At 35.0% G+C, this 24,136-nt stretch carries 18 protein-coding genes and 2 pseudogenes; 7 read left to right on the top strand and 13 right to left on the bottom strand.

All coding sequences use genetic code 11. The features are described from left to right. Positions 1–11: 11 nt before the first annotated feature. The 6 genes from AC2INI_RS15425 to AC2INI_RS15450 form a co-directional block, all read right to left on the bottom strand. Positions 12–509, bottom strand: a complete 498-nt coding sequence (locus tag AC2INI_RS15425; protein ID WP_486306326.1) for a hypothetical protein — start codon at positions 507–509, stop codon at positions 12–14. 2 nt (positions 510–511) lie between these two features. Next, positions 512–952, bottom strand: a complete 441-nt coding sequence (locus AC2INI_RS15430) for a hypothetical protein (protein ID WP_122032327.1) — start codon at positions 950–952, stop codon at positions 512–514. Positions 953–954: 2 nt separating this feature from the next. Further along, positions 955–1,302 (bottom strand): hypothetical protein, encoded by a 348-nt coding sequence (locus tag AC2INI_RS15435; protein WP_122032328.1) that lies wholly within the window; start codon positions 1,300–1,302, stop codon positions 955–957. 174 nt (positions 1,303–1,476) lie between these two features. Beyond that, complete coding sequence (gene gltS / locus AC2INI_RS15440) at positions 1,477–2,703, bottom strand: sodium/glutamate symporter (RefSeq protein ID WP_486306327.1); 1,227 nt, start codon at positions 2,701–2,703, stop codon at positions 1,477–1,479. Positions 2,704–2,848: 145 nt separating this feature from the next. After that, positions 2,849–3,019 (bottom strand): hypothetical protein, encoded by a 171-nt coding sequence (locus tag AC2INI_RS15445; protein WP_162922423.1) that lies wholly within the window; start codon positions 3,017–3,019, stop codon positions 2,849–2,851. Between the two features lie 119 nt (positions 3,020–3,138). After that, positions 3,139–4,029, bottom strand: coding sequence for a LysR family transcriptional regulator (locus tag AC2INI_RS15450; protein WP_486306328.1), 891 nt, complete (start codon positions 4,027–4,029; stop codon positions 3,139–3,141). 147 nt (positions 4,030–4,176) lie between these two features. On the opposite strand from AC2INI_RS15450, the gene AC2INI_RS15455 reads away from it, so the two are divergent. Continuing rightward, positions 4,177–6,087: an amidohydrolase gene (locus tag AC2INI_RS15455; protein ID WP_122032331.1), complete on the top strand. Its 1,911-nt coding sequence runs from the start codon at positions 4,177–4,179 to the stop codon at positions 6,085–6,087. An 80-nt stretch (positions 6,088–6,167) separates the two neighbouring features. Here AC2INI_RS15455 and AC2INI_RS15460 read toward each other — a convergent pair. After that, a pseudogene (locus tag AC2INI_RS15460) lies at positions 6,168–6,324 on the bottom strand (peptidase M20); the annotation flags it as partial. A 753-nt stretch (positions 6,325–7,077) separates the two neighbouring features. On the opposite strand from AC2INI_RS15460, the gene AC2INI_RS15465 reads away from it, so the two are divergent. Continuing rightward, positions 7,078–7,842: a helix-turn-helix domain-containing protein gene (locus AC2INI_RS15465; RefSeq protein ID WP_122032332.1), complete on the top strand. Its 765-nt coding sequence runs from the start codon at positions 7,078–7,080 to the stop codon at positions 7,840–7,842. A gap of 44 nt (positions 7,843–7,886) precedes the next feature. On the opposite strand, the pseudogene AC2INI_RS15470 reads toward AC2INI_RS15465, so the two are convergent. Continuing rightward, positions 7,887–8,504, bottom strand: a pseudogene (locus AC2INI_RS15470) (methyl-accepting chemotaxis protein); the annotation flags it as partial. A gap of 1,436 nt (positions 8,505–9,940) precedes the next feature. On the opposite strand from AC2INI_RS15470, the gene AC2INI_RS15475 reads away from it, so the two are divergent. Further along, on the top strand, positions 9,941–10,300 hold the full coding sequence (locus AC2INI_RS15475; RefSeq protein WP_162922424.1) for a hypothetical protein: 360 nt from the start codon (positions 9,941–9,943) through the stop codon (positions 10,298–10,300). A gap of 45 nt (positions 10,301–10,345) precedes the next feature. Here the strand turns inward: AC2INI_RS15475 and AC2INI_RS15480 are convergent, their stop codons facing one another. Continuing rightward, positions 10,346–10,867 carry a superoxide dismutase family protein gene (locus tag AC2INI_RS15480; protein ID WP_122032335.1) on the bottom strand — a complete coding sequence of 174 codons (522 nt, stop codon included), beginning with the start codon at positions 10,865–10,867 and terminating at the stop codon, positions 10,346–10,348. Then, positions 10,860–11,063, bottom strand: coding sequence for a hypothetical protein (locus AC2INI_RS15485; RefSeq protein WP_122032336.1), 204 nt, complete (start codon positions 11,061–11,063; stop codon positions 10,860–10,862). Before AC2INI_RS15485 ends, AC2INI_RS15480 begins: the two co-directional genes overlap by 8 nt. Before the next feature lie 290 nt (positions 11,064–11,353). Between AC2INI_RS15485 and AC2INI_RS15490 the strand changes: the two genes are divergently transcribed. The 3 genes from AC2INI_RS15490 to AC2INI_RS15500 all read left to right on the top strand — a co-directional run bounded on the left by AC2INI_RS15490 (position 11,354) and on the right by AC2INI_RS15500 (position 18,703). After that, complete coding sequence (locus AC2INI_RS15490) at positions 11,354–12,376, top strand: OmpA family protein (RefSeq protein WP_122032337.1); 1,023 nt, start codon at positions 11,354–11,356, stop codon at positions 12,374–12,376. Then, positions 12,373–16,455, top strand: coding sequence for a beta strand repeat-containing protein (locus AC2INI_RS15495; RefSeq protein ID WP_486306329.1), 4,083 nt, complete (start codon positions 12,373–12,375; stop codon positions 16,453–16,455). Before AC2INI_RS15490 ends, AC2INI_RS15495 begins: the two co-directional genes overlap by 4 nt. A 229-nt stretch (positions 16,456–16,684) precedes the next feature. Further along, positions 16,685–18,703 carry an Ig-like domain-containing protein gene (locus AC2INI_RS15500; RefSeq protein ID WP_486306330.1) on the top strand — a complete coding sequence of 673 codons (2,019 nt, stop codon included), beginning with the start codon at positions 16,685–16,687 and terminating at the stop codon, positions 18,701–18,703. Positions 18,704–18,949: 246 nt separating this feature from the next. Here the strand turns inward: AC2INI_RS15500 and AC2INI_RS15505 are convergent, their stop codons facing one another. Continuing rightward, positions 18,950–20,038 carry an EAL domain-containing protein gene (locus AC2INI_RS15505; protein WP_486306331.1) on the bottom strand — a complete coding sequence of 363 codons (1,089 nt, stop codon included), beginning with the start codon at positions 20,036–20,038 and terminating at the stop codon, positions 18,950–18,952. Positions 20,039–20,631: 593 nt separating this feature from the next. Then, complete coding sequence (locus AC2INI_RS15510) at positions 20,632–21,738, bottom strand: M20/M25/M40 family metallo-hydrolase (RefSeq protein WP_486306332.1); 1,107 nt, start codon at positions 21,736–21,738, stop codon at positions 20,632–20,634. 230 nt (positions 21,739–21,968) lie between these two features. Here AC2INI_RS15510 and msrB point away from each other — a divergent pair, with 230 nt between their 5' ends. Beyond that, positions 21,969–23,108: a peptide-methionine (R)-S-oxide reductase MsrB gene (gene msrB, locus AC2INI_RS15515; RefSeq protein ID WP_486306333.1), complete on the top strand. Its 1,140-nt coding sequence runs from the start codon at positions 21,969–21,971 to the stop codon at positions 23,106–23,108. Positions 23,109–23,193: 85 nt separating this feature from the next. Here msrB and gfa read toward each other — a convergent pair whose 3' ends face one another. Continuing rightward, positions 23,194–23,757, bottom strand: a complete 564-nt coding sequence (gfa, locus tag AC2INI_RS15520) for an S-(hydroxymethyl)glutathione synthase (RefSeq protein ID WP_486306334.1) — start codon at positions 23,755–23,757, stop codon at positions 23,194–23,196. Between the last annotated feature and the right edge of the window lie 379 nt (positions 23,758–24,136).

The following is a 24,136-nucleotide window of genomic DNA, read 5'->3' on the forward strand; positions in this document are numbered from 1 at the left end:
GGCTTACAAAGTTAATGACACTCAATCGTCCAAGTTGTTTTTATTTCATAGTTATCATTAGCATCAAGATCTTCTTCATCAATATTTACTCGTGCTAATAGGTCTATATTATTGTTTTCTTTGATGTCTTCACGCTTAATGGTGATATCTTCCAGCCATTCGTCTGCATTTTGGTCTACATTGATCGTTCCTGCGGCTTTGAAATGCACATCTTGTAATTCGATTTGGTTGCCGAATGAATCAAGATCAATAGAAGACGCTTTAAACTTAACGTGTCTACTGCTGTTACTTATTATTTTAACTGTTGCATTTGATTGATTATAAGTGTCCCCAAAGGCTAGATCAGCAGTTGGTTGTGTCGCTTCAATACCACACTGTTCTTCTACTTTTGCCGAAAAAGTCACATCACCTGTTGTGCTAGAAGGGTGATCGGGTGGACTTGCATAAACAGTGAGTGCCGTTAGTAAAGAAGCCGTAGCAATCACTAGTGTCTGTTTTTTATTTTGCATATTTACTCCGAGAAGGTTGTGTTAGTTTGTTTCATTTTAAGTAATCGATATTTTTCAGCTTCGATTTGTAAAAGCTTAAGTTCATGCTCTGCTTGAGCTAATTCTTCTTCTCGAGTGCGATCGCGAAGTTCGAGTTCATAAAGCCTCGTACAATCCACGCGGTCTTCTCCACCAAACTGAAAGGTTACAGCAGCATAAATACCGGCTTCATCTTGATTTTGGTGATAATAATTATTGTAATAATTGTCACTGTCTTCATTACCTGATGAGCCATAAGTGCCTACTTGAAATGTTTTTCCTGTGGCTATGGCTTGTTCACAAGATGATCCCCCAGAGGTTCTTATCCTGTCTGTACCTGATGGGTTTGAAAGGCTAGGAATAGGATTAGCAAATACAGGGATCGCTAAAGAGAGCCCTAAAAGGCCACTTAATAAGTAGCGCATAATTAATGCCTTTTAAATGATAGATTGGTACACACTTCATAGCTGTTTGGTGAGTCTGATACCATGCGAGTACACACTTTTTTCTTTGTGGTTTGGCTCGGGGGTGTTTTTACTGTTATATCAAGCTCAACCTCTTGGTTAGGCTTTAACGTAATCTTTGTAGGAAATGATTTATTATCAATTCTTAAATAGTAATCAGCGGATTGGTTATAACGATTAACTAAGACAAACTGAACTTGGGTTTTATCTGAATAAGTTTCGAATGTTTTGTTTTTCCATTTATGAACATTGGCGTGAACGAAAGTCGTGCTGAATAAAAACAGGCAAGCAATAAATGATATAGCTTTCATGGCAATCTCCTAAATAAATTTAATAAGGAGGTATGTTATAAATTTAAGAAAATGATACTTACCATTTTACGCCAGAAGAAATTTTAGTGCTTTTATTTGATTTTGAGCGTAAAAAATAGCCAGATTTTAGGTCTGACTATTTTTAAGTGAAGAGCTTTCTAGAAGAGGGAAGTGTTATCCGACGATACCAATAAAATAAGGAATAATAAGTGCGTTAGCGAGATCGATAAAAAAGGCACAAACCAAAGGCACGATAATAAAGGCTTGGTGTGAATTACCATATTTCTGCGCTACTGCTGACATGTTTGCCATCGCTGTTGGGGTAGACCCTAGTGATATGCCTCCAAACCCTGCACACACTACCGCTGCATCGTATGTTTTTCCCATAAGAGGGAAGACAACAAAAATGGCAATACATATTGCAATAAAGAACTGAGCAGCCAAAATAATAAAGATAGGGCCAGCTAAGTCGACTAACGCCCATAATTGCATACTCATTAAAGACATCGATAAAAATGCCCCTAATGCCATATCTGCTATTAGAGCAACCGCAGGTTTACGAGCAGGCCAACGAGTGCCTGTTAATCGAGGGTAAGAGGTTGGTATTAAATTAGAAATTAAAATACCGGCAAATAAGCAACTCACAAATAAAGGAAGATCCAACCCAAGCCCAGAAACCACTTCATTTAAGATAGCTCCTAAGATAATACAGATGTGAATCGCGAGCATAGCATCTAAGAAATCATAAGAAGTAATGTGAGTTTGTTTAGAATCTTGCTGAGTTCCAACGTCAACCTTTTCGCCTTCAGTCGCTTTTAAATTGTGTTTATTAATTAAATATTTTGCAATTGGTCCGCCCATTAAACTGGCAAGAATAAGCCCAAAGGTGGCACTTGCTATGCCTATCTCCATAGCGGTATTTAAATCGAACTGCTCTCCAATTTTTGGCGCCCATGCGATGGCTGTTCCATGCCCGCCGATTAAAGATACCGAGCCACTTAACAAACCAAAAACGGCTGGTTGATCAAGCAGCAAAGCGAACCCTATGCCGGTGAGGTTTTGAATGAACATGTATCCGATGGTGATGGTTAATAAAATGATGAGAGGTTTACCCCCTTTAAACAGATCTTTTAGGCTGGCATTAATACCAATAGTGGTAAAGAAATAAACCAGTAAAAGATCACGAGTAGCTAAATCAAAAGAGACATCAATTTGTGTTGCGTAATGAAGAATGGCGAAAAGAACCGAAACAAGAATACCGCCAGAAACGGGTTCTGGAATACTAAATTCTTTTAGCCAATAGCTCATCTGTGTTAGTCGACGACCTAAGAAAAGAACAATTATCCCGAGAGTAATAGCTAAAAATGATTCGATGTGTAGTACACCATCAACGAAGTTCATAAATAATCCTTTAATATGAAAATATCGTAAAAAGGTATCATAACTGGGTTTGATGACGGCTTTTCTTCTCTAAGGTAATTCCGTGAACTGTTTCTAATTTTATCCTGTTCTTTTACTGGCTATAAGCACTCAAGAGATGAATATATTAACGTTGATTAAAGAGTAAATAGTCGTAGATATGATTTGTTTCTGATTGAGTAGGGACGTGTTCATTTATCTGGATTAATTGTTGTTTAATCGTATAGATTCGAAAACCAACAACCAAAATAAGAACAAATGCGACGACATAAATAATTCCATTAGTTGATATGTTCATGCTGCACCACCTTATTGAAAAACAATGATAATGACCGCTGAAATAACTATAGGTTAATTATTATTCATTTACTAATGCATCATGATGGGATAAATCCAACATCTTACTTTTATCATTTTTTAATTTAAATTCTGCTGAGCATATTGACGTAAAAACGTCGTTAACTCTTGTATTTCCTCATTTGATTCAATAGTTAAAGGGTAAAAGAAGGAAATCCCAATTTGTAGATCATTGGATAACTCTTTTATTTTAAGCTCAATCAATTCGTTACTTTCAATATAAGGTTGAGCCAACCCTTTACTCATTAATGCCCAGCCATCGTGTCTTACAAGTTTAAGTAATACATCATTGTTACTTATTAAACGTAAATCGGTCGATACAGCGAAGAGTTCAGGCATGGTGTTGTAATGATTTTCACTGATGTATTGCTTTTCTAATTGTAAATCAAGTAGGGATAGCTCTGATAATTTAGTAAGAGAGTGTTTAGGGCGGCAATAGGCTGAAAAACTGTGTGTACCTAAATTCAAAAAACCAACTGGGAATTGTGTTTCATTCGATGGTTTATTTTGCATGATAGCTAACTGATGCTTACCTTCAACCAGAGATGAAAGGGCCTGATCTCTATTACGGTGAAGCCAATGAATTTTAATATGAGGGAATGTATTAGTTATAAATTCTTCAACTAATAGAATTAAAGAATTCGGCACAATAATATCGTGAAATATATCTAACTGAGTGATCGGCTGTTGGTAATTATTCATCATGCGTAAATTGAGTTTTTCACTGTTTTTAACCAACAGTTTTGCTTGCTTATAGATAGCAAGTCCTGCCGGTGAAGCAATGGCTTTTTTTCCTTGAATATTAAACAATTCAATTGCATAGCTGTCTTCTAATGCTTTGATTTGTTCTCTAATCGTTGTGCGATCTTTTCCTAGTTTTCGAGCTGCTTGGCTATAGCTGCCCTCTTCAACGGTAGCGCAAAATGAGGTTAGGTGTTCATAAGAAAACATAGTCACTCCAATGTTGGGTATCTCCCATCATAATGCATTATTTAGAACGCCGATTCATAAGTAATATGGCTTTATTACAGAGCGCGACGCTGAAGTATGCAGTGGCTCACAAGTTGAAATTGAAATTTATTATGAAAGGCCAAAATTATGAATCGATTCTTTAAAGTTTCTTCTATTGCCATTGCGCTCTCTGCTCTGATCGGCTGCACACAAACGAAAACACCGACTTATGACGCTTCTGTTGTTAGCCAAAATCCGATAATTCTCTATTCTTCAAATGAATTACTTACCATGTCAGACAAGACGCCAATAGGTGCAAATTCTGTGGTGGTACAAGAAGGGAAAATTGTTGATTTAGGGAAAAAAGAAACATTGATTGCAAAGTATCAATCGCACCCAAGCTTTACGATTGATGATCAATTTGAAGATAAGGTAATCACTCCTGGTTTTGTTGAACCACACATTCATTTATGGCTCAGTGCTATTTTATTGGGTTCTGAATTTATTACGCCTGCAGATTGGAATTTTCCATGGGGAAATGTAGAAGGAATACAAGGCCATGATGCTTATTTCGCTCGCTTAACAGAAATCGAATCTGAAATGAAAGATAAAGAAACCCCTTTATTGACATGGGGTTATCATAATTACTTTCATGGCAGTGAAATGAGTAAAGAGAAATTGAATGCGATCTCTAATACTCGCCCAATTATTGTTTGGCACCGTAGTTTTCACGAGTTGTATTTTAATGATGCAGCAATGGAAATGTTTGGCTGGAGTGAAGCCTCATGGACGGGAGAAGGGCAAGGTTACGCGCAATTAGATTGGGATAAAGGGCATGCCTATGAAAATGGTGCCAAAGTAATCTTGAATGACGTTTTAGAGTTTATGGTAGAAAGTGGTTTATTTGCCACAGGTATGGAGCGTACTCGGGATTATGTTCAGGCGGGGGGGATCACAACAGCTATTGATCCCGGTGTGGTAGTGACTCCTGAAATGTATGATCAAATGATTGATATTCTAATGGAAGATACACTTGCTTTGGATTATTGGTTGATCCCTGCGGGTAACTTTACTTATGCCATGGGAGGATATGACGCAGAAAAAGGCAAAGTAATTGCAGAGACTCAAACTCAAACTTACAGTGAGAATGAACAAATCCGTTGGTTACCAAAATACGTTAAGTTATTTACAGATGGTGCGATGTATAGCCAATTGATGCATTTAAAAGAGGGTTATATTGATGGACATGAAGGTGAGTGGTTACAAACCCCACAAGAGCTTGAAGACAGCATGCGCCCCTATTGGAAAGATGATTATACGGTTGTCATACACGCGAATGGTGATGTTGGATTTGAAACCGCTGTTGATATTGTTGAAACATTAAATTCGGAGGTGCCGCGTAGCGATCATAGAACGGGGTTTCATCATTTAGGTATTACAGATAAAGATGATATACCAAGGGCGGTCGAAGCGGGAGCTAACTTCAGTGTTAATCCATATTACACGCATATCTTAGCTGAATTATATGGTGAACAAGGGGTAGGTAAAGAGCGAGCGGAAGTGATGTCAAGAGGACGCTCATTTATTGATGCGGGTGGCATGTTATCTTTGCATTCAGATGCACCTATGGCACCAGCTCAACCGTTAAGTTTAGTCTGGGCTGCCGTGAATCGTATTGGTTTATCAGGTGAAACGGTTCAAGGCCCGCAAGAGCGCATTACGGTTGATGAAGCGATGAAAGCAATCACTATTAACGCTGCTTATACTGCCAGACTAGAAGAGACGGTAGGATCGATTGAAATAGGCAAATTTGCTGATTTTGCTGTATTGGATGAGAGCCCTTACAGCGTAAAACCGGAAACAATTGATGATATTAATATTACCGCCACAGTATATCGAGGCGTGCCAAAAATGATTGATAGTGGCAAAATTGGAATGCAACTAACGGCGAAAAGCCAAGCAGTAATGAATTATTTGAACCAGCACGAAGGGCATTCGCATGATCATGATATTTGTGAAACCAGTTTGTTGTTTCAACAAATCATGATCGGAAAATAAAATCACGTAGATCATTTATAAAAAAGAGCCACTCTAATTAAAGTGGCTCTTTTGTTTATATTCTATAACAATGAGGAAACTTAACGAGTCAAATATGCCGCGACAAAGCGCGTAATGTCTACCATATCTGATACTTTAATGAACTCTTCCGTAGTATGAACTCGCCATACCTGTAGAAAGGTTAACCGTTGTTAAGCCCCTTTCATTAAATACGTTTGCATCAGAGCCGCCACCAGTAGAGTTTTAGCTAGGATAATATTTGTTAAGGCCACCATGCCATGGGTATTTTGGGGAACGAGACCTTTCATTTCGATTACAGTAATTGGGGGTATATTTTATGTAAAATAAAGATTGCGTCGTTATACTGCTATTTTTAATTATATAAGGTTAATTGTACAGAGTCATTATCATCAAATATGGGAATTATGATTTTATTAATGTCGGTTTAGTAAGTAATATTATTAATACATATCGTTATTTATATATTTAATGTTGATTATTTAAAATAACAAAATACTTCAATTGTTAATATTAAACTCAAAGCAAACGATTACATTTTTCCACATATAAAATACTCACAATATATATGAATTTTCTATTGTTAATAGGTCTAAGTAATTATTTTTTTATATATTAATGTTTGTATATATAAGTATACTCTTAGGTACATATTTATAATTATGAAAAAATACATTTCATTATTAACAAAGTGTAACTGGTTAGGTGAAAATTGTAACAATGCGAAAGTCTGCACATTTCGTTATGTTTTTTGCACGTAAATCATTTGCATCTGATTTATGATACAGGTCACTCCTTTGTGAAAAAGAGCGCTGATTAATGTTAATTTAGTTATGAAGCATTTAAAAATAAGTGAATAGCAGTATGAAGTCATTTTATAGCTATCATTCATTAGCACTAGCAATTAATAATAGCTAATTTAGTGGATATTCGCATATTACCTACATTATTTTGTATTGTGTGAGTTTTAGTATGAAAGAAAAAACACATGAGTCCTCTTTTGAGGTTTTGACTTATAGAAAAAATAGAATAATATTAGAGCCAATTGAGGATAAGTATTTCTTTATTATAGATAAAAATGAAAATAGGTTTTCGTTATCTTTTAAAGACCAAAAATATGGAGCATTTGTATCATATCAATCAAGTGATGGAGATGACGTAAATGCTTTTTTTTTACCTGTTATTAATTTACCAATATATATTGAGACTAATGGAAAACAAGGAATTATTATACTATTTCCATTGTCAAAAGAAGTATCTGATTGGAGTGAGAGTAAGAAAATAAATGTTGTTTATGAAAGTATAATTAATAAATTGAGAAATAATTTTTCTGAAGATGATTATAAAAGGTCTGTTGAAGTTAATGCGATAATCTGCTTGGTACTAATATCATTAATTGAATCAGAAAAAGAAAAGGTAATAGATAAAATTATTGAATTTATTAAGTTGAACATTTCAAACAACAAACTATCTCTTGATTATTTAGCTCAAAATCTATATATGTCAAAAAGAAAATTACAATATATCTTTTCAAAGAATAAAACGACGTATAAAAAAACGTTAAATGAGGTAAAAGTTGATTTATTGATATCTAGCATTAATGATAATCCTGATGTTAGTATTAAATATATATTGTCTAAGTGTGGTTTCAATTCCCACTCATCAGCTAGTAATGCATTTAAAATAGCAAAAGGGGAAACTCTTTATCAATATAAGAAAAAAATAATGAAAGCATAAATAAAAAAGCCTAGTTTCTAGGCTTTTTTATGTGTTCTAAAATACTAAATTTTAAAGTAGGATAACTCTTCTCTCTGAGATATAGCCAAAGATGAGAGATCCTTTGATGCTTGCTGTGCTTGATTTATTGCTGCTACATTTTCATTTACTAAATCAAATGTGTTCGTAACATTGATTGCTATTTCTTCTGTTACGTTAAATTGCTCTTGAGAAGCAGTAGCAACTAATGTATTTACATCTGAAATGGATTTTGCTGAATTAACAATTTTATCAAAAGAAAATTTTACTTCTTCAGATAATGATACCGATTCTTGAATCAATAATACGTTTTCAATCATATTTCGATTTGCTATTTCTGATTGAGCTTGTAGTTTCACAATAATTTCTTGGATGTTTATTGTTGATTTTTGCGTTTTTTCAGCAAGGCTACGGACTTCATCAGCAACAACAGCAAAACCCCTTCCTTGCTCACCTGCGCGAGCAGCTTCAATCGCTGCATTTAATGCGAGAAGGTTAGTTTGTTCTGAAATTGTACTAATCACATTTGTCACTTCGCCTATATCAATTGCATCAATTCTTAATTCCGCAATCATATCTGCGGTTTGTTGAACCGAATCATTGATGTTTTTAGTTAGGTGTATTGATTTATCTAGAGTTGAATTACCTATTTCAATATCATTAATTGCTTTTTGAGTTTCATTTTCAGCATCAAAAGCATTTGCTGTGACTTCTTTTGAAGTACTAGATAATTCACTTATTGCTGCGGATATTCCTTCAATTTGAGCTAATTCGTTTTGAGAGTTTTTCGTGGTGTCGGTCATTACATAGCTTAGTTCTTCTGATGCCGAAGACACATTATCAGCGACAGCAAGACTATTTTTTACTATGGCAGATAGCTTTTCATTTAATATCAGCATTGATGCGTATATACCTGTATCTTTTTTCGATTTTATTAATTCCTGAGATAGATCTCCATTTGCGATGTTAGATAATATTAAAGAGATTGAACTTGGTTCACCTCCTACGTTCATCATCACATTTTTAACTAGGTATATTATGAGTATAATTGTGAAAATTATAGATGATAATAACAAAAATAAGCTCTTTAAACTTATATCAGCGATGACATTGAAGGTAAAAGTTGTTATTTTATTATTTAAGTAAGATAGATCTTTCATCACTTTACTTTCTGTTTGCTGAGCATTTTCTAAATGAGATTTTTTCATTGCGTCTGATGTTGAATTGAAAATATTTAGAATACTACTTTCGTATGCTGCGATGTCTTTTGATATAATATCTAGGCGGTTTTTATTTTCATTTGAGATCATGTAGGATTTTACTTCACTAATAGTGTCTTTATTTTTAGCCATGCTTAGTTTGAAGTCTTCTATTTTATTATGACTTTTGCTTATTTGAAACGTTAGATTTTCGATAATTGAATCTCTAATCTCAATTTCTACGTCAGAGATACCATTTAATACTCTTGTTTGATTTTTTATAAATTCAAAATTTGAGTTTATAAATACTATCATTATAATGTTTATTAAAATAACTAACAGGGTTGTTATAAAGCTTAATTTTTTTAATGTCATAACAGGGTACTCATGATTTTTTGTTGATGTGATTTAAATTGAAATTATGAGGAATTTATATGTAAAATTGCGCATTTAAAAGGCGTAAATGCGCAAAGTATTTATGGAAAGTGCATTATTTTTATCGATAATTTATGCTACTTTTTCGTATGGGTTCAATAATAAAGTGACGATGTCCAATGTTATATTGGGATTCAATAATAGAGCGTAGAGATAGAAATCCTCTTTTATCTATGGCTTTTTCAAAGCATGTTATTATTTTTCTTTCAAGACTATTATTGTAAGTTTTCAAAATTTAACCTTTAAATTTTAGCTGTTATTCTGTAACTAAATGTATATTTTGATTGGTCAGTATTTTTAATAAATTTAACTTATTTAATAAATGTGCAAAAAAATATTTTAATGTGCAGGTTTTGTGTTTTTATGCTCCTTTGTAACTAGTAAAAATTTTTTTATATAGTATAAAATACCTACGTTTTATAATGAATGTTAACCTATAGAAGCCAATGATGAATAAAAATGAAATCTTTGCGTTCATGAATTCCTATCCTCAACCATCAGTATTAACTACGACTAGTGGAATTATGGTTTATGCGAATTCTTCATATAAGTCTCAATTTTATTGTGGAGTAAGTAATGAAGAATATAGCGTAATTGATAATATTATAGGAATGACAAATGATCCGTTAATAAAAGCAAATGCATTATACTGTAAACATCTAGAATCAGTATTTTTAGTAAATAGGCAAACATGCATAAAAAGAGAACTCTTTTTTTATAAAAAATACATCACATTAAGAACTATAATATTCTTAAATGAGGTTGAGTATATTTTACTTTTAATTGTTGAAGAGATAAAAGAATAAATAAAAACTTATTAAAATAAGGGTTTGTATACAAACCCTTATTACTTAGTTTATTATTACACCACATGAAATACGATCATATCCCCCTCCAAGAGGTGCAGGGTGATCTGAATGATTATCCGAGCCTTTATGCACCATTATGGACTTTCCTTTTAACTCTTTAATCTTTATACGAGGAGCAAGGACGGGGTTTGTCGCATCGCCATTATTATCTACATATAATGGTGGTAGGTCCCCCTTATGATTATCTGTCGTCCATGGAAAACCGTGTTTTTTTGCCTTTTCTGGGTCATAATGACCACCAGCTTTTCCTCCTAATATATATATTCCATTCATAAGAGCTGTACCACAATCTCCTTTTTCGTGAATATGAAAACCATGTAACCCTGGTTCTAAATTTATTAGATTTGGTGTAAATACTACACCGTATAAACTACTTTTTATTGTTATATCTCCTATTAACTCACCAGTTTTTAGATCTTTCATTTTTACGCTAATATCATTAGTTGATCCAATCGAATAAAATGGTAATAAAGTTATAAAATAGAAAAATAATATCTTATTCATTTTTTTCTTTCACTTGTATTGATTCATAAATAAAAATCGCATTGTTGTATTCTACTAGTAGTTCTTTTATCCGTTTATTTTTTTTACTATCATTCTCTTTTGCTATCTCACTAATAAGTGTCATCTTTATTTTCATTATCCTTTCTTTTGCTTGATTTTTTAGTTTAATCTGGTCCTTTATTTCTTTTATTTTCATAATAAGCCTCTAATCGAAATTTATGATTTATTGTAAGCTAGCTAACTTTATAAAAATAAGAGGGTGGAAAGATATTACTTTTTATTGTTTTAATAAACCTTTCATAAAATTGCATGAAATTTTATATATTTAAAAAAAATTTATTGTTTATTTTATTGTTTTATTGTATGTGGTTTGGTTAGTGTTTTTGTGCGTAATTACATGATGTTTTTGCATGTTTTATTGTTTTTATTTGCCTTTTACTTATTTAATATCGGTGGGAATTTATTAGAAACATAGGTGATTATCTAATGTGTACTTCTCTTTCCATTAAAGTAGTGTCGGCTTTATCTGTTTTTTTAGTTTTTTCTGCTAAAGCAGAAATTGTTTATCCAAGTTATTTTATCGGTGGAAATCTGAGTTATCAGTTTGCTGATGATGATAATTATAGTTATTCAGATCCTAGTGCACCGTCTTTTGGCGTTAGCTCTGGAGTTCAGTTTAATGATGCTTGGCGTTGGGATATTGGTTACCAATATTCAGGAGGCCTTAAAGCTCGTGAAAATAATATAGAAATTAATCCTATGTGGTTTGAAACTGCACTTCGCTATGATTGGGTATTACAGCAAAACTATAAAGCCTACGCGAGAATAGGTGTGGCTTATTGGGATGTTGATAAGCATATTCAAGGAGCTGAAACACGTTCAACACAAGGTGTTTCTCCACTAGGTGAGGTTGGTATTAGTTATGCGGTGACGCCTAATATTGATATTGAAGGTGGCTTTAAATATATAAATGAAATTGGTGATAAATATACTGGTAGATATGATAATAATTCCTTTGTTATTAATTTAAATTATAAATTTTTTAATGAAAAGAAAGTGATTGCTGAGAAAAAAATCATAGTTAAAAAGGAGCCTAAAATTTTACCTCCAGTACCTGTTGTCATTCCGGTTAAAAAGACAATTACTACAAATGAAGAATCGTATGTAACGTATTTTTCATTTGCTAGCAGTAAGGTTGATACGGGAAGTCTTGAACTGAAAAAAGTGTTGGATATTCTTAATAAATATCCACAAAGTAATCTGATTTTAACCGGTAATACAGACTCCATTGGTTCTTATGCTGCTAATCAAAGATTATCGCAAAAACGTGCAAATAGTGTGGCGCGTTTTTTCACTGATAGAGGTATTTCAATATCTAGAATAACGGTTCGTGCAGATGGTGAAACAAATCCTGTTGCGAGCAATATGACAGCAGTAGGAAGAAGTCAGAACCTTCGTGTTGATATGAATATTCCTAGTTTCTCTTATGAAGTAGTGGCCTCAAAATGATTAAATCTATAACCATAATGGGTGTTAAGTTACTTACTCTATTTCTAACAACCATAAGCCTATTTGGATGTAATGCTGAAGATGCGTTTAGTGTTCCTCCAACAAATGATGGTGTCGATAAAGTATTAGTTAGTATTCAAATAGCACCTGCTGAAAAATTAAGTTTTGGTAGAAGTGACTTGCAGGTTGCAAAAGGAAATAAATTACCGTTAATCGCAACTGGAGCTTATAGCGACGGCTCAAATGAAAATATTACTGATAAGGTTGATTGGGTAAGTTCAGAACAGTTAATCGTTAGTGTCTCTAATGTTGGTATTACTAGAGGGGTAGCAGAAGGTCAAAGTGAAATTGTTGCTACTCTTGGGAATATCGTAAGTAATGAGCTTGTTATTTTAGTCAATCCAGCAGAAGCCGTTTCTATTCAGATTACGCCAGCAATGAAGAATATTCCTTTAGGTAGTTTTCAGCAATATGAAGCTGTGGCGACTTACACTGATGGAACAACAATGATTATTAATAATCATGATCGTATTGAGTGGTTCGTTTCAAGCCCAACAAAAGTGACTATGACACCAACAGGTAAAGCAACTGCCGTTGGTACAGGAAACATGGCAATTTTTGCCATGTTAGGAGACATAAAAAGTAACGTAGCGGATTTGATAGTAACTAATGCAGCAATAACTTCTATTCAGATTGAGCCTGCAGTTAAAGTGATAGCTAAGGGAAATAAACAACAATACACAGCAGTAGGTACGTTAAGTGATAATACAACTCAAGATATTACTAATGATGTTAGTTGGGTTGTTACTGGTGATGGTGTTTCTATCTCTGAGCGTGGTTTGGCTTCTGGCGACGAAATTGGAGACGTTAATATTCAAGCCTCTATTGGCGGGATTAAAAGTAATAATGCCTCTTTAGAAATTACGGATGCAGTTGTCACAGTTCTTAATATTACTCCTTTAAATGTCAGTATTGCTAAGGGTAATTCTCAAAAATATGAAGCTTTGGCTACTTATTCTGATGGAAAAAAAACAGATGTGACAGCTCGGGCTACTTGGAATAGCTCTGATACTCGTACTGCAACAATAACTAATGGAGTTGCTAATGGAATAGCGATTGGAAGTTCTACTATTAACGCTATTTTTGGTGGTATTAATAGTGAAAATGCAGCTTTATCTGTCACTGCTGCTGAAGTTGTTAGTCTTCAGGTTTCCCCTGCTGTTTATAGTATTGCAAAAGGTACATCTCATCAATATACAGCAACAGCGACTTATACTGATGGTAGTTTTGCTGTTGTTAATGACAATGTTAGTTGGCTAAGCTCGGATTCAGCAATTGCGACAGTGAGTGTTGGTGGGTTAGGCTCTGGTGTTAAAGTTGGCCAAGTTACGGTGACTGCATCTTTGGATTCTGTAGTAAGTAACGATTCAGAATTAACGGTGACTTCTGCTGAACTGCAATCAATTCAAATTACGCCCGCAAGAAAAAGCATAGCAAAAGGTAATACTCAGCAATATGAGGCATTAGGTACATATACTGATGGTAAGGTGCAAGATATCAGCACGCTAGTAAGTTGGTCTAGTTCTGATAAAAATGTAGCTACTATTTCTATTCACGGCCTAGCTTCTGGGGTTGCTATAGGTAGTAATATAGATATTAAAGCTACTTTGGGGAAAATCATAAGTAATACCGCAGTGTTAAATGTTGCGGCGGCGGATGTTATATCAATTCAAATAACACCACCGAGTGCAAGTGTCGCAAAAGGTAATACACAACAATATATCGCGACTGCTACTTATACGGATAATACAACTGTTGATATTAGTAGTTCAGTCAGCTGGTTTAGTTCTGATACTTTGCTTGCCTCGATTACATCAGTTGGTTTAGCGACTGGTGTTAGCGAGGGCGAAGTTAATGTTCATGCTACATTTAATTCTGTTACTAGTAATAATGTAACTTTAACTGTGACTGCTGCAGAGTTAGAGTCTATACAAATTACGCCTCCTGAAGTCAGTATTGCAAAGGGTAATGCACAACAGTATACCGCTGTGGGTTACTATAGTGATGATCAGAATGTAGATATTACAGATTCTGTTACTTGGAGTAGTTCCAACCCGGCTTTAGTTACTATTTCTTCTGGAGTATCTGGCGGTTTAGCGAGTGGCGATCATGAAGGCCAAGTTAAAATTTTAGCTGAATTAAATTCGAATGTTAGTAATCAAGCTACCTTATCAGTAACTGTGGCTGAACTTGTTTCTATCCAGATAACTCCAGCAACAGTAAGTATTGCAGAAGGTAATACTCAACGGTATTTAGCTACTGCAACCTATACGGATGGCCATACCGCCGATGTCACTAACTTGGTTAGTTGGTCTAGTTCTGATACGGGTTTAGCAACTATTAATACTCAAGGTTTAGCAACAGGTGTTAGTCTTGGAGAGGTTCAGATTTTTGCAAGACAGGATGAAGTTTCAAGTAATGAAGCGACATTAACAGTTATAAGTGCAAGTGTTGTTTCTATTCAGGTCACACCTCCTACGAAGAGTATTGCTAAAGGTGATACCCAACAATATGTTGCGGTGGCCACTTATAATAACAACACAACAAAAGATGTTAGTGATAGTGTCAGTTGGTCTAGTTCTAATACTGGAGTTGCAACAATTAGTTCTGAAGGCTTAGGGACCGGTGTTACTGAGGGAGTGGTAACGATACAAGCAACATTGAACGGTGTAAGTAGCAATTCAGCAACATTAACAATAACTTCAGCTGTTGTGCGTTCTTTGCAGATAACGCCAGCAATGCAAAGTATCCCTAAGGGTAATCAACAGCAATATACGGCAGTTGCTACATATTCTGATAACTCGACATTGGATGTTACAGGACGAATTAATTGGAATTCATCAGATAGAAGTATTGCAACGATTACAAATGTTGGTTTAGCGCAGGGTGTTATTGAAGGTAATGTTACAATAACTGGTTCTTTAAATGGGATTAATAGTAACGAGGCTACATTGACAGTAACCGCTGCGATCCTTGAGAGAATCGAATTAACTCCTTTAAATGTTAGTCTTGCGAAGGGTAATAACCAACAATATGTTACGACGGGTTATTATAGTGACGATAGTCATCGTGATATTAGCTCAGAAGTTTCATGGCAAAGTACAGTAACAGCGGTTGCGACCATTAGTAGTAGTGGTCTTGCTGTGGGGGTTGATATAGGGAATTCAACAATAAAGGCCTCAAAAGATAGTATTGTTAGTAATGATTCAGTAATCAATGTTACAGCTGCAATTCTTAGAAGTATTGAATTGTCACCGTCAAACGCGGACATTACTGTAAGTAATAATCAACAATATATTGCGACAGGGGTTTATAGTGACGGTAGCTCCCGTGCTATCTCTAATGATGTATCATGGATGAGTGATGATACGAGGGTAGCAACAGTTAGTCAAACAGGGTTAGCTATTGGTGTGGGGGTAGGGAGTACAACGATAAGTGCTGCAAAAGATGGTATCGTTAGTAATGATTCTGAGCTAAATGTTATAGGGGTAGTTCTTGAAAGTATTCAGATTACTCCTTCGACAATTACCATTAGTGATGGCGATGAGCTGCAGTATGTAGCAACAGGATCTTATAGTGATAATACGAGTCGTGATATTACTAATGAAGTTTCATGGACTAGTGGGAATGCAAATGTTGCGACGATTAGTACAGAAGGACTTGCTGTGGGTGTGCGTAATGGCAGTACGATAATTACAGCGACAAAAGATGGTATCAGTGGCCGTGCTAATGTGACAGTTGCTCGTCCTTTTGTAAGCGTTTCGCCTAGAAATCAGTTTGTTACGACTGGTAGTCAATTGCAACTTAAGGCTGAAGCTCAGTATGGAGATGGCCGAGTTGTAGATATAACTAATCAAGCAACTTGGGCAAGCAGTGCTCCGCAAGACATCACTGTTGATCAGACTGGAATGGTAACTGCAGTTAGTTCGAACGAAGGAAATGCCGCAAGAATATCGGCTACTTTTCATCATAACTCGGTAATCTGGGGAGAAACGCTTGTGTTTGTTCGTGCTAAATAGATTTTATATAGTAAAAACATTCTAAATTAAATTTGTTTTATAAAAACCGAGTATATTTAATATGTACTCGGTTTTTTTTATTTTTATTTCTGATAATAAAAATGCTTTTAATTAATCAATATTATTTTCTTTGCACTTATTGTGGTTATTTTGCACTTTTACATAGATCTTTTTTATGGCCTATTGTTAATACTTATTGCTCTTTATTGAAAAAGTAGGCTAGGTATATATGAATAAAATAAAGCGTGATTACATTTTTAATTCGGAAATAAACTATTATTTTCTTCGAAGTTTAGTTTTATCTGTTATTTTGCTCTTTTTATATGGATGTAATTCTGAGGGGGCTTTTGATGACAATATTATTGAAAATGAAAAAGTATTAGTTAATATTCAAATATTGCCAGTTAAAAATTTAACTTTAGGGGTAAGTGATTTACAAATAGTGAAAGGTAGTTATCAAGCGTTTGTTGCTATTGGTTTTTATAGCGATGATTCGAGTGAAAATATTAGTGATAAGGTTTCTTGGAGTAGTACATTTCCAGAAATTGCAATGATAACAGAAATTGGAATTGCGAAGGGAGGTGCTGTAGGTCTCGCATCAATTAAAGCCACAAAAAATGGAATTATAAGTAATGAATTGAGTTTAACGGTAACGGCAGCTGCTCTAGAAAGCATTCAGATAACGCCAGCGGTAGTCAGTCTTGCTAAGGGTGATCGACAGCAGTACATGGCGGTGGGTTTTTACAGTGACGATACTAGTCGAAATATCTCCAATGAGGTGTCGTGGCGCAGTAGCGAAACAAGGGTTGCGACCATCAGCGAGCAAGGGATGGCTGTTGGCATAAATGTTGGTGAAACTATTATCAGCGCGATAATTAATGGAGTGGTGGGTAATGAGGCTAGTTTAACTGTGACCGCGGCAGTAGTTGAACGCATTCAGATCAGCCCAGTAGTCGTGAGCCTTGCTAAGGGGGATCGACAGCAGTACACGGCGGTGGGTTTTTACAGTGACGATACTAGTCGAAATATCTCCAATGAGGTGTCGTGGCGCAGTAGCGAAACAAGGGTTGCGACCATCAGCGAGCAAGGGATGGCTGTTGGCATAAATGTTGGTGAAACTATTATCAGCGCGATAATTAATGGAGTGGTGGGTAATGAGGCTAGTTTAACTGTGACCGCGGCAGTAGTTGAACGCATTCAGATCAGCCCAGTAGTCGTGAGCCTTGCTAAGGGGGATCGACAGCAGTACACGGCGGTGGGTTTTTACAGTGACGATACTAGTCGAAATATCTCCAATGAGGTGTCGTGGCGCAGTAGCGAAACAAGGGTTGCGACCATCAGCGAGCAAGGGATGGCTGTTGGCATAAATGTTGGTGAAACTATCATTAGTGCAGTAAAAGATGGAGTCATGAGTAACCGAGTCAATCTTATTGTTAATGAAGCAGTTTTGGAATCAATTACAATTTCTCCTATGAGTGCATCAGTAATCAAAGGCAGTACATTACAGTATGCTGCCACAGGGATTTACAGTGATGGTAACTCAATTAATATTAGCCGTAGTGTTGATTGGCACATGTCATCAACAGAATTAGCAACAATCAGTCTAACTGGTGAAGTGACTGGTGTTGATGTTGGCTCTGTTATTGTGATGGCTACTAAGGGAGGAATCACAAGTAATAACGCTCATTTGGATGTAACACCAATCCCTCTTCCTGTTAATTACGTTGTTAATGTGAGGCCTAAACATACAGTCATATTTGTTGGGAGTACCCAGCAATTTGAGGCAGAACTCATTTATGATGATGGCTCTAAAGAGATCTTGTCAAATGATAGAGTGATATGGAATAGCTCGGCATTTAATATTGCAACGATAACGAATAATGGTCGAGCCAAAGGCATTGTGGATGGTGGAACTCGAATAAAAGCGATATTAATTGATAATATTAATGTTTGGGGGGAAACAACACTAAGTGTTATTAATATTCAAACATTATTTTCGTATACTATGAATATATCTGGAGGTAATGTTCTAAATGTTGGTGATAAATCAGGCTTAACAGTTAATGGTTTGTACAGTTTATTAAATGGTGGATTTGTTGACTTAAGCTACTCTTCTATATGGACCAGTTCTAACCCAAACGTTATTAGAATGGATGGGCCAATAATGTATGCAGTAGGTTCTGGTTCTGCAACTATTACAGCAAGTTATGAAGGTAGAGTTAGTTCAGGTGAGTTTATAGTAAGGTAATTATTATGTATAAAGCCGTTTTTATAAGCGGCTTTTTTATATATTGAACTTATCCTTGGATTTATTTTTGTGGTGATAATCGATTAAGGAACTATCTATCAGTGTAAAAACAGGCTATGAAAAATGGGGTGATTTAAAGGTGATTTTATCAGTGTTTTAAGCAGTTTCTACTAATTTTAATTCATGCGAATAGAGCCCAAAAACTTGTCGGTTTAACGGGAATATATGATATAAAAATATAGTTTCTTAATTATTGCGTAACTTTTCAAATGCTTCATTAGGAGAATCAAAAATGAACCCTTGAACATAATCAATATTAATTTCTCTGATTATTTTTAATTGTTCCAAATTTTCAATGCCTTCCGCTAGTACTTTTCCTCCATTATTATGAATGTCTTCTGTTACTAGTTTTAGTTTTTTGATTATATCGTAATTATGGCTAATTTTGTCTATTAGAGTCATTCCAATTTTTGTTAACTCAGGATTAACTATTTTAATTGTTTCGAAGTTAAAGTATCCGCATCCAACATCATCAAGCCAAAACTCAAACCCTTCCATTCTGTATTTATTCATAGCAGAGATTATTTCCTCCCAACAAGGAATGAAAATATGCTCTGTTAGTTCTAATTTTACTTTAAATTTATTATCAATAGAGTCTAATAGAAATTTTACATTATTATCTAATAGCATATATGGTGAAATATTTATGGATATAAATTGGTCATCATTTATATATTCAATTAGATTTAATATTCGCTCTAAGCATATTAACTCTAGTTCATAAGTTGCATCTTGTGATAAAGCAGTTGAAAATAATTTTTTTGCCTCAAATAATGATGAGTTTATTGGTCCTCTAGATAACGCTTCATACCCTACAAGATTTTGTTTTTTGGTATCATATATACCTTGTAAATATGGAGTTATTAATCTATTATCTATAATCTTTTTTAATTCACCAGTGGCTTTAGATTTAGAGCGTGAGAACTTAGATTTTTTTATATTCAAATCCTGCATTGTTAGGTTTTCGTCAAAATTATATTTGTATTCATAACTAATTAATTCTATATTTGTTAACCTGAAAATTGATAGACTAAATTTATCTTGAAAAAATTTAGACACAGAATTATGAATATTTAATTCGACGTCTTCAATGTTATTAGTCTTATTAGTTAAAAATAATTCTCCAGCATCATATACCTGTTTTTGTAAAAAACCTCCAGTAATCGATGGTATACAGATAGCTAAATCTTTCCATACTTTTCGACAGTAGGAATCACCCAGAAGGTCTATAATTAAAGGCCAGTTAGTTAGCTTTATTTTTGTTGTTATTTTCATGTTTTCCTTATTAAATCCAAATGATTAGTAAGATATTTCAATCTTAGTTATCGTTTAGTAATATTTTCATTATGAGTTACATTTAATGAAAATACATCGCATTAAGTGCAACAAATACCGTTTTATATGCAAACAATGTTGCGTATAAGGTTGTTGAGTTACTATGTATGAACTATGAGAAAATAATCTAGCATCGTGATTATTTAGTAAGTACATAAATGCCGAACTATGCCTATGAGAAATCAAATCATGAAAGTATGATTACCTCTCATTTATTGAAACGATAATTTAATGTTTTGGCACGGTGATGCCACTTACATTTGGATTGGTACAAGGTGGACTTATTTAGCTGTTTTTACGAAAATTGACTGTGTGGTTATTATGACTTTCACCAGATAGTAATCTTATAAATAAAGAATTTTCAATAGCTTGATAATGACGAAGAAAATCCATTAAAAATACCAATGTATTAATTTTGTTTTAAGCCTAAGAGGCAAGTCATTAAAGAGGGGAATATTCTGAAATATCTTATAAAAAAGAGCGACTCTCAGTTGGAGTCGCTCTTTCATTTGTGTATTAATTAAAGTCGGTAATTAACGAGTCAAATATGCCGCAACAAAGCGCGTAATGTCTACCATATCTGATACTTTAATGAACTCTTCCGTAGTATGAACTTTCGCCATACCTGTAGAAAGGTTAACCGTTGTTAAGCCCCTTTCATTAAATACGTTTGCATCAGAGCCACCACCTGTTGGTTTAGTAAATGGGTCGATGTTAATGCTTTCAAACGCTTCTTTAATGCTAGCTACGTGTGGGTTTTCATCTGCAATTTTGTATGCGTTGTATGCTCGAGTTGAAATGATTTCAATTTCAGCACCGTGTTTATCTGCCGCTGCTTTAAAGGTTGATTCCATGTGCTCAACTTGTTTCGCGAGCTTTTCATCATCTAGAGAGCGAGCTTCACCTTCAATGTACAGTTCAGGCATAACAATGTTTGTCGCTTGACCACCACGAACCACACCAATGTTAGCTGTTGTTTCTTCGTCAATGCGAGACAGTGTCATGTTAGTAATGGCATCTGCAGCAACCGTTAGGGCATTGATGCCTTCTTCTGGTGCTAAACCTGCGTGTGCTGGACGACCTGTGATGGTTACTTTTAGGTTTTGTTGACCAGGAGCAGAAGTAATAATAGTCCCGATAGGGCCACCTGAATCTAATACGATAGCGTGGTTAGATTGAATGTAACTCATATCAAAGTTTTTAGAACCGTGTAAACCGCCTTCTTCATAAACCGTAAATGCAAGCTCTAGTGTTTTGTGTGCTTGATTGTTTTCTTTAATCACACGTACCGCTTCCATTACAGCAGCAATACCTGATTTATCATCACCGCCAAGGATAGTGTTACCTTTAGAGCGGATCACACCATCTTCAATAATTGGCTCAATACCGTTACCCGGAGTAACTGTGTCCATGTGAGAGCTAAATACAATGCTGCCCTCTAATGAGCCTTCTAATTTTGCGTAAATATTAAAGCCATTTGATACATGCTCAGGTACTGGTAGCTTTGATACCGTAAAGCCTAATTCCCCTAATTGCTCTGCTAATGCTTCTGCAATCGCTTTTTCATTTTTTGATTCGCTGTCGATCTGAATAATATCTAGGAAGTGATTTACTAAACGTTCTTGATTTACTTGAGTCATGACTTCTCTTCTTTCATTGATAGGGAATAATAAGATCACTCTAACTAAAGAAAGTGCAGAAAAAGATGCACTGAATCAATAAATCGTCCGACTTATCTAGCATAGCCATGCGTTATATCTTAATAATTAAAAGTTATAACACATAATTAATAATTGATAACATTTTGCAACTTTCTAGATTCATATCACTCTGATAACTATATTAATAAGAAACCATAAAAGAGGTTGCTATGAAATTACGATTAAAAATCACAACAGTTGCTCTACTGTTCGCTTCATTTTTTGCTGTTATAACAAGTTTCTTTTCTACCGCTGAAGACATGACTCAGCCAATGAAAGGGGACTATGAGGTTGCCACTCTCGCAGGAGGATGCTTTTGGTGTACTGAATCTGATTTAGAAAAATTAGATGGGGTGGTGGATGTCGTTTCAGGCTATTCAGGGGGAGATCTTGAAAATCCAACCTATAAGCAAGTGTCATCAGGAAAGTCAGGCCACATTGAAGTGATTCAAGTGACGTTTGATCCAAAGATCGTAAGTTATGAGCAAGTGCTTGATCAGCTATTTAGGCATATGGACCCAACAGATAACCAAGGCTCATTTGTTGATAGAGGTCCACAGTATCGCCCTGCTATCTTTTTCCATAATGAAAGTCAGCAAGTAATTGCTCAAGAGTTTATGAATGCGATTGATGCAGCGAAAGTCTATCCAAAGCCTTTAGCTACAGAATTAATTGAGTTTAAAAAGTTTTGGCCAGCAGAAGATTACCATCAAGATTATTACAAACGTAATCCAATTCGTTATAAGTATTATCGTAATGGTTCAGGCCGTGATAAATATCTAGATTCGGTATTTGGTGAAGACAGAGAAGATAAACCAAAAACATTACGTCAGTACATTGATGAGCAAAAAATGGCTCAAAATGTTAAGCCATATGCCAAACCATCAGAATCAGAAATTAAGAAGATGCTGACTGAACAACAATATTACGTAACACAAAAAGAAGGGACAGAACGTCCATTTGATAATGCGTATTGGGACAATAAAGCCGAAGGGATTTATGTTGATATCGTCAGTGGTGAGCCGTTATTCTCATCAACAGACAAATATAAATCAGGAACGGGTTGGCCAAGTTTTACCAAACCAATCAATAAAGCGTACATTACCGAAGAAGATGATTTTGCATTATTCAGTAAACGCACCGAGATCCGCAGTAAATTTGCAGATTCACACTTAGGCCATGTATTTAGTGATGGACCTAAACCAACAGGACTACGTTACTGTATGAACTCAGCTGCAATGCGTTTTGTTCCAAAAGCAGATTTAGAAAAAGAAGGCTATGGAGAATACCTTCCATTATTTGAGTCTTAATAAATACAGAAAATAGTAATAAAAATCCGGGTCATTCAGTGGGTGATCCGGATTTTTTATTTAGCAGTTATAAATAGGAATAAACTTATTTATTTTGCGCTGCAATGTGAGTAGCAATTGCATCCATTAACGCTGGAGATAGGCAATCGTAAGTTGGAAGGCCTAGTTCAACAAAGCGAGCACGGATAGCATCCATGTCTTTAGGATCAGTGCCTGTTTCGATAATAGATGAAACAAATGCAGCGAATTGTGGCGCAGAGAAACCTGCATCTTCAGACAATTCAGTGTGAACGAAATCTAAACCAAAGAATGGGTGATCTTGGTTATCAATACGGCCGTACATGTGAGTACCACATTCTTTACAAGCGTGACGTTTGATTGTTGCTGCTTCATCAATAACCACTAATTTTTCAGCGTTTGCAATCACTTCAACGTTATCACGTGAAATTACCGCTACTTGAGAGAAGATCGCGCCTTCTGGTTTCCAGCATTTAGAACAGCCACATGCGTGGTTATGTGCAGTTTGAGCTGTTAGCTTAACGGCTACTTTATTTTCTTTACATTGACAGTGTAATGTTCCGCCTTGGAAGTTTTCATTAGTAGCTGCGAAGCCGTTATCAATAGCTGGGTGTAGTTTTGTAATAGTCATTTTATCTCTCTTAATTAATTTTAATATTTTTGTTATTTGTTTATTCAAGCAGCTTGTAGCCATGGAAATCTCTTAATTAGTTTGATGATTTGATTGCTCAAACGATGGGAGGCATTTTTCGCCTTTCTTGCTCTTCAAACAATACTAAAAACAGTAAATGATTATTACTGCATTGTAATAATGACGTTTTTATTTAGTGCTTAGTTGTAATTTATGTAATCATAAATCAGGTTGAATTATTGAATAACTTATTAATATTTAATGATAAAAATATTTTATGTGTGGCTTTTAGGCTGAGAGAACTGGAAAGAAAAGGAGAATAAAAAATAGATCTTGCAGTGAAATATGTTTCATCAAATGAAGACGGATAAGTAGAAAG

It is taken from the genome of Aliivibrio friggae (genome assembly GCF_057368515.1).

Bases quoted from the DNA above. Each gene is read 5' to 3' on its own strand.
- AC2INI_RS15485 (WP_122032336.1), bottom strand. From the start codon at position 11,063: ATGAAAATAAAAGAAATAAAGGACCAGATTAAACTAAAAAATCAAGCA.
- AC2INI_RS15445 (WP_162922423.1), bottom strand. From the start codon at position 3,019: ATGAACATATCAACTAATGGAATTATTTATGTCGTCGCATTTGTTCTT.
- gltS (WP_486306327.1), bottom strand. From the start codon at position 2,703: ATGAACTTCGTTGATGGTGTACTACACATCGAATCATTTTTAGCTATT.
- AC2INI_RS15455 (WP_122032331.1), top strand. From the start codon at position 4,177: ATGAATCGATTCTTTAAAGTTTCTTCTATTGCCATTGCGCTCTCTGCT.
- AC2INI_RS15425 (WP_486306326.1), bottom strand. From the start codon at position 509: ATGCAAAATAAAAAACAGACACTAGTGATTGCTACGGCTTCTTTACTA.
- AC2INI_RS15435 (WP_122032328.1), bottom strand. From the start codon at position 1,302: ATGAAAGCTATATCATTTATTGCTTGCCTGTTTTTATTCAGCACGACT.
- AC2INI_RS15500 (WP_486306330.1), top strand. From the start codon at position 16,685: ATGAATAAAATAAAGCGTGATTACATTTTTAATTCGGAAATAAACTAT.
- AC2INI_RS15505 (WP_486306331.1), bottom strand. From the start codon at position 20,038: ATGAAAATAACAACAAAAATAAAGCTAACTAACTGGCCTTTAATTATA.
- AC2INI_RS15465 (WP_122032332.1), top strand. From the start codon at position 7,078: ATGAAAGAAAAAACACATGAGTCCTCTTTTGAGGTTTTGACTTATAGA.
- AC2INI_RS15450 (WP_486306328.1), bottom strand. From the start codon at position 4,029: ATGTTTTCTTATGAACACCTAACCTCATTTTGCGCTACCGTTGAAGAG.
- AC2INI_RS15475 (WP_162922424.1), top strand. From the start codon at position 9,941: ATGATGAATAAAAATGAAATCTTTGCGTTCATGAATTCCTATCCTCAA.
- AC2INI_RS15495 (WP_486306329.1), top strand. From the start codon at position 12,373: ATGATTAAATCTATAACCATAATGGGTGTTAAGTTACTTACTCTATTT.
- gfa (WP_486306334.1), bottom strand. From the start codon at position 23,757: ATGACTATTACAAAACTACACCCAGCTATTGATAACGGCTTCGCAGCT.
- AC2INI_RS15510 (WP_486306332.1), bottom strand. From the start codon at position 21,738: ATGACTCAAGTAAATCAAGAACGTTTAGTAAATCACTTCCTAGATATT.
- AC2INI_RS15430 (WP_122032327.1), bottom strand. From the start codon at position 952: ATGCGCTACTTATTAAGTGGCCTTTTAGGGCTCTCTTTAGCGATCCCT.
- AC2INI_RS15490 (WP_122032337.1), top strand. From the start codon at position 11,354: ATGTGTACTTCTCTTTCCATTAAAGTAGTGTCGGCTTTATCTGTTTTT.
- AC2INI_RS15480 (WP_122032335.1), bottom strand. From the start codon at position 10,867: ATGAATAAGATATTATTTTTCTATTTTATAACTTTATTACCATTTTAT.
- msrB (WP_486306333.1), top strand. From the start codon at position 21,969: ATGAAATTACGATTAAAAATCACAACAGTTGCTCTACTGTTCGCTTCA.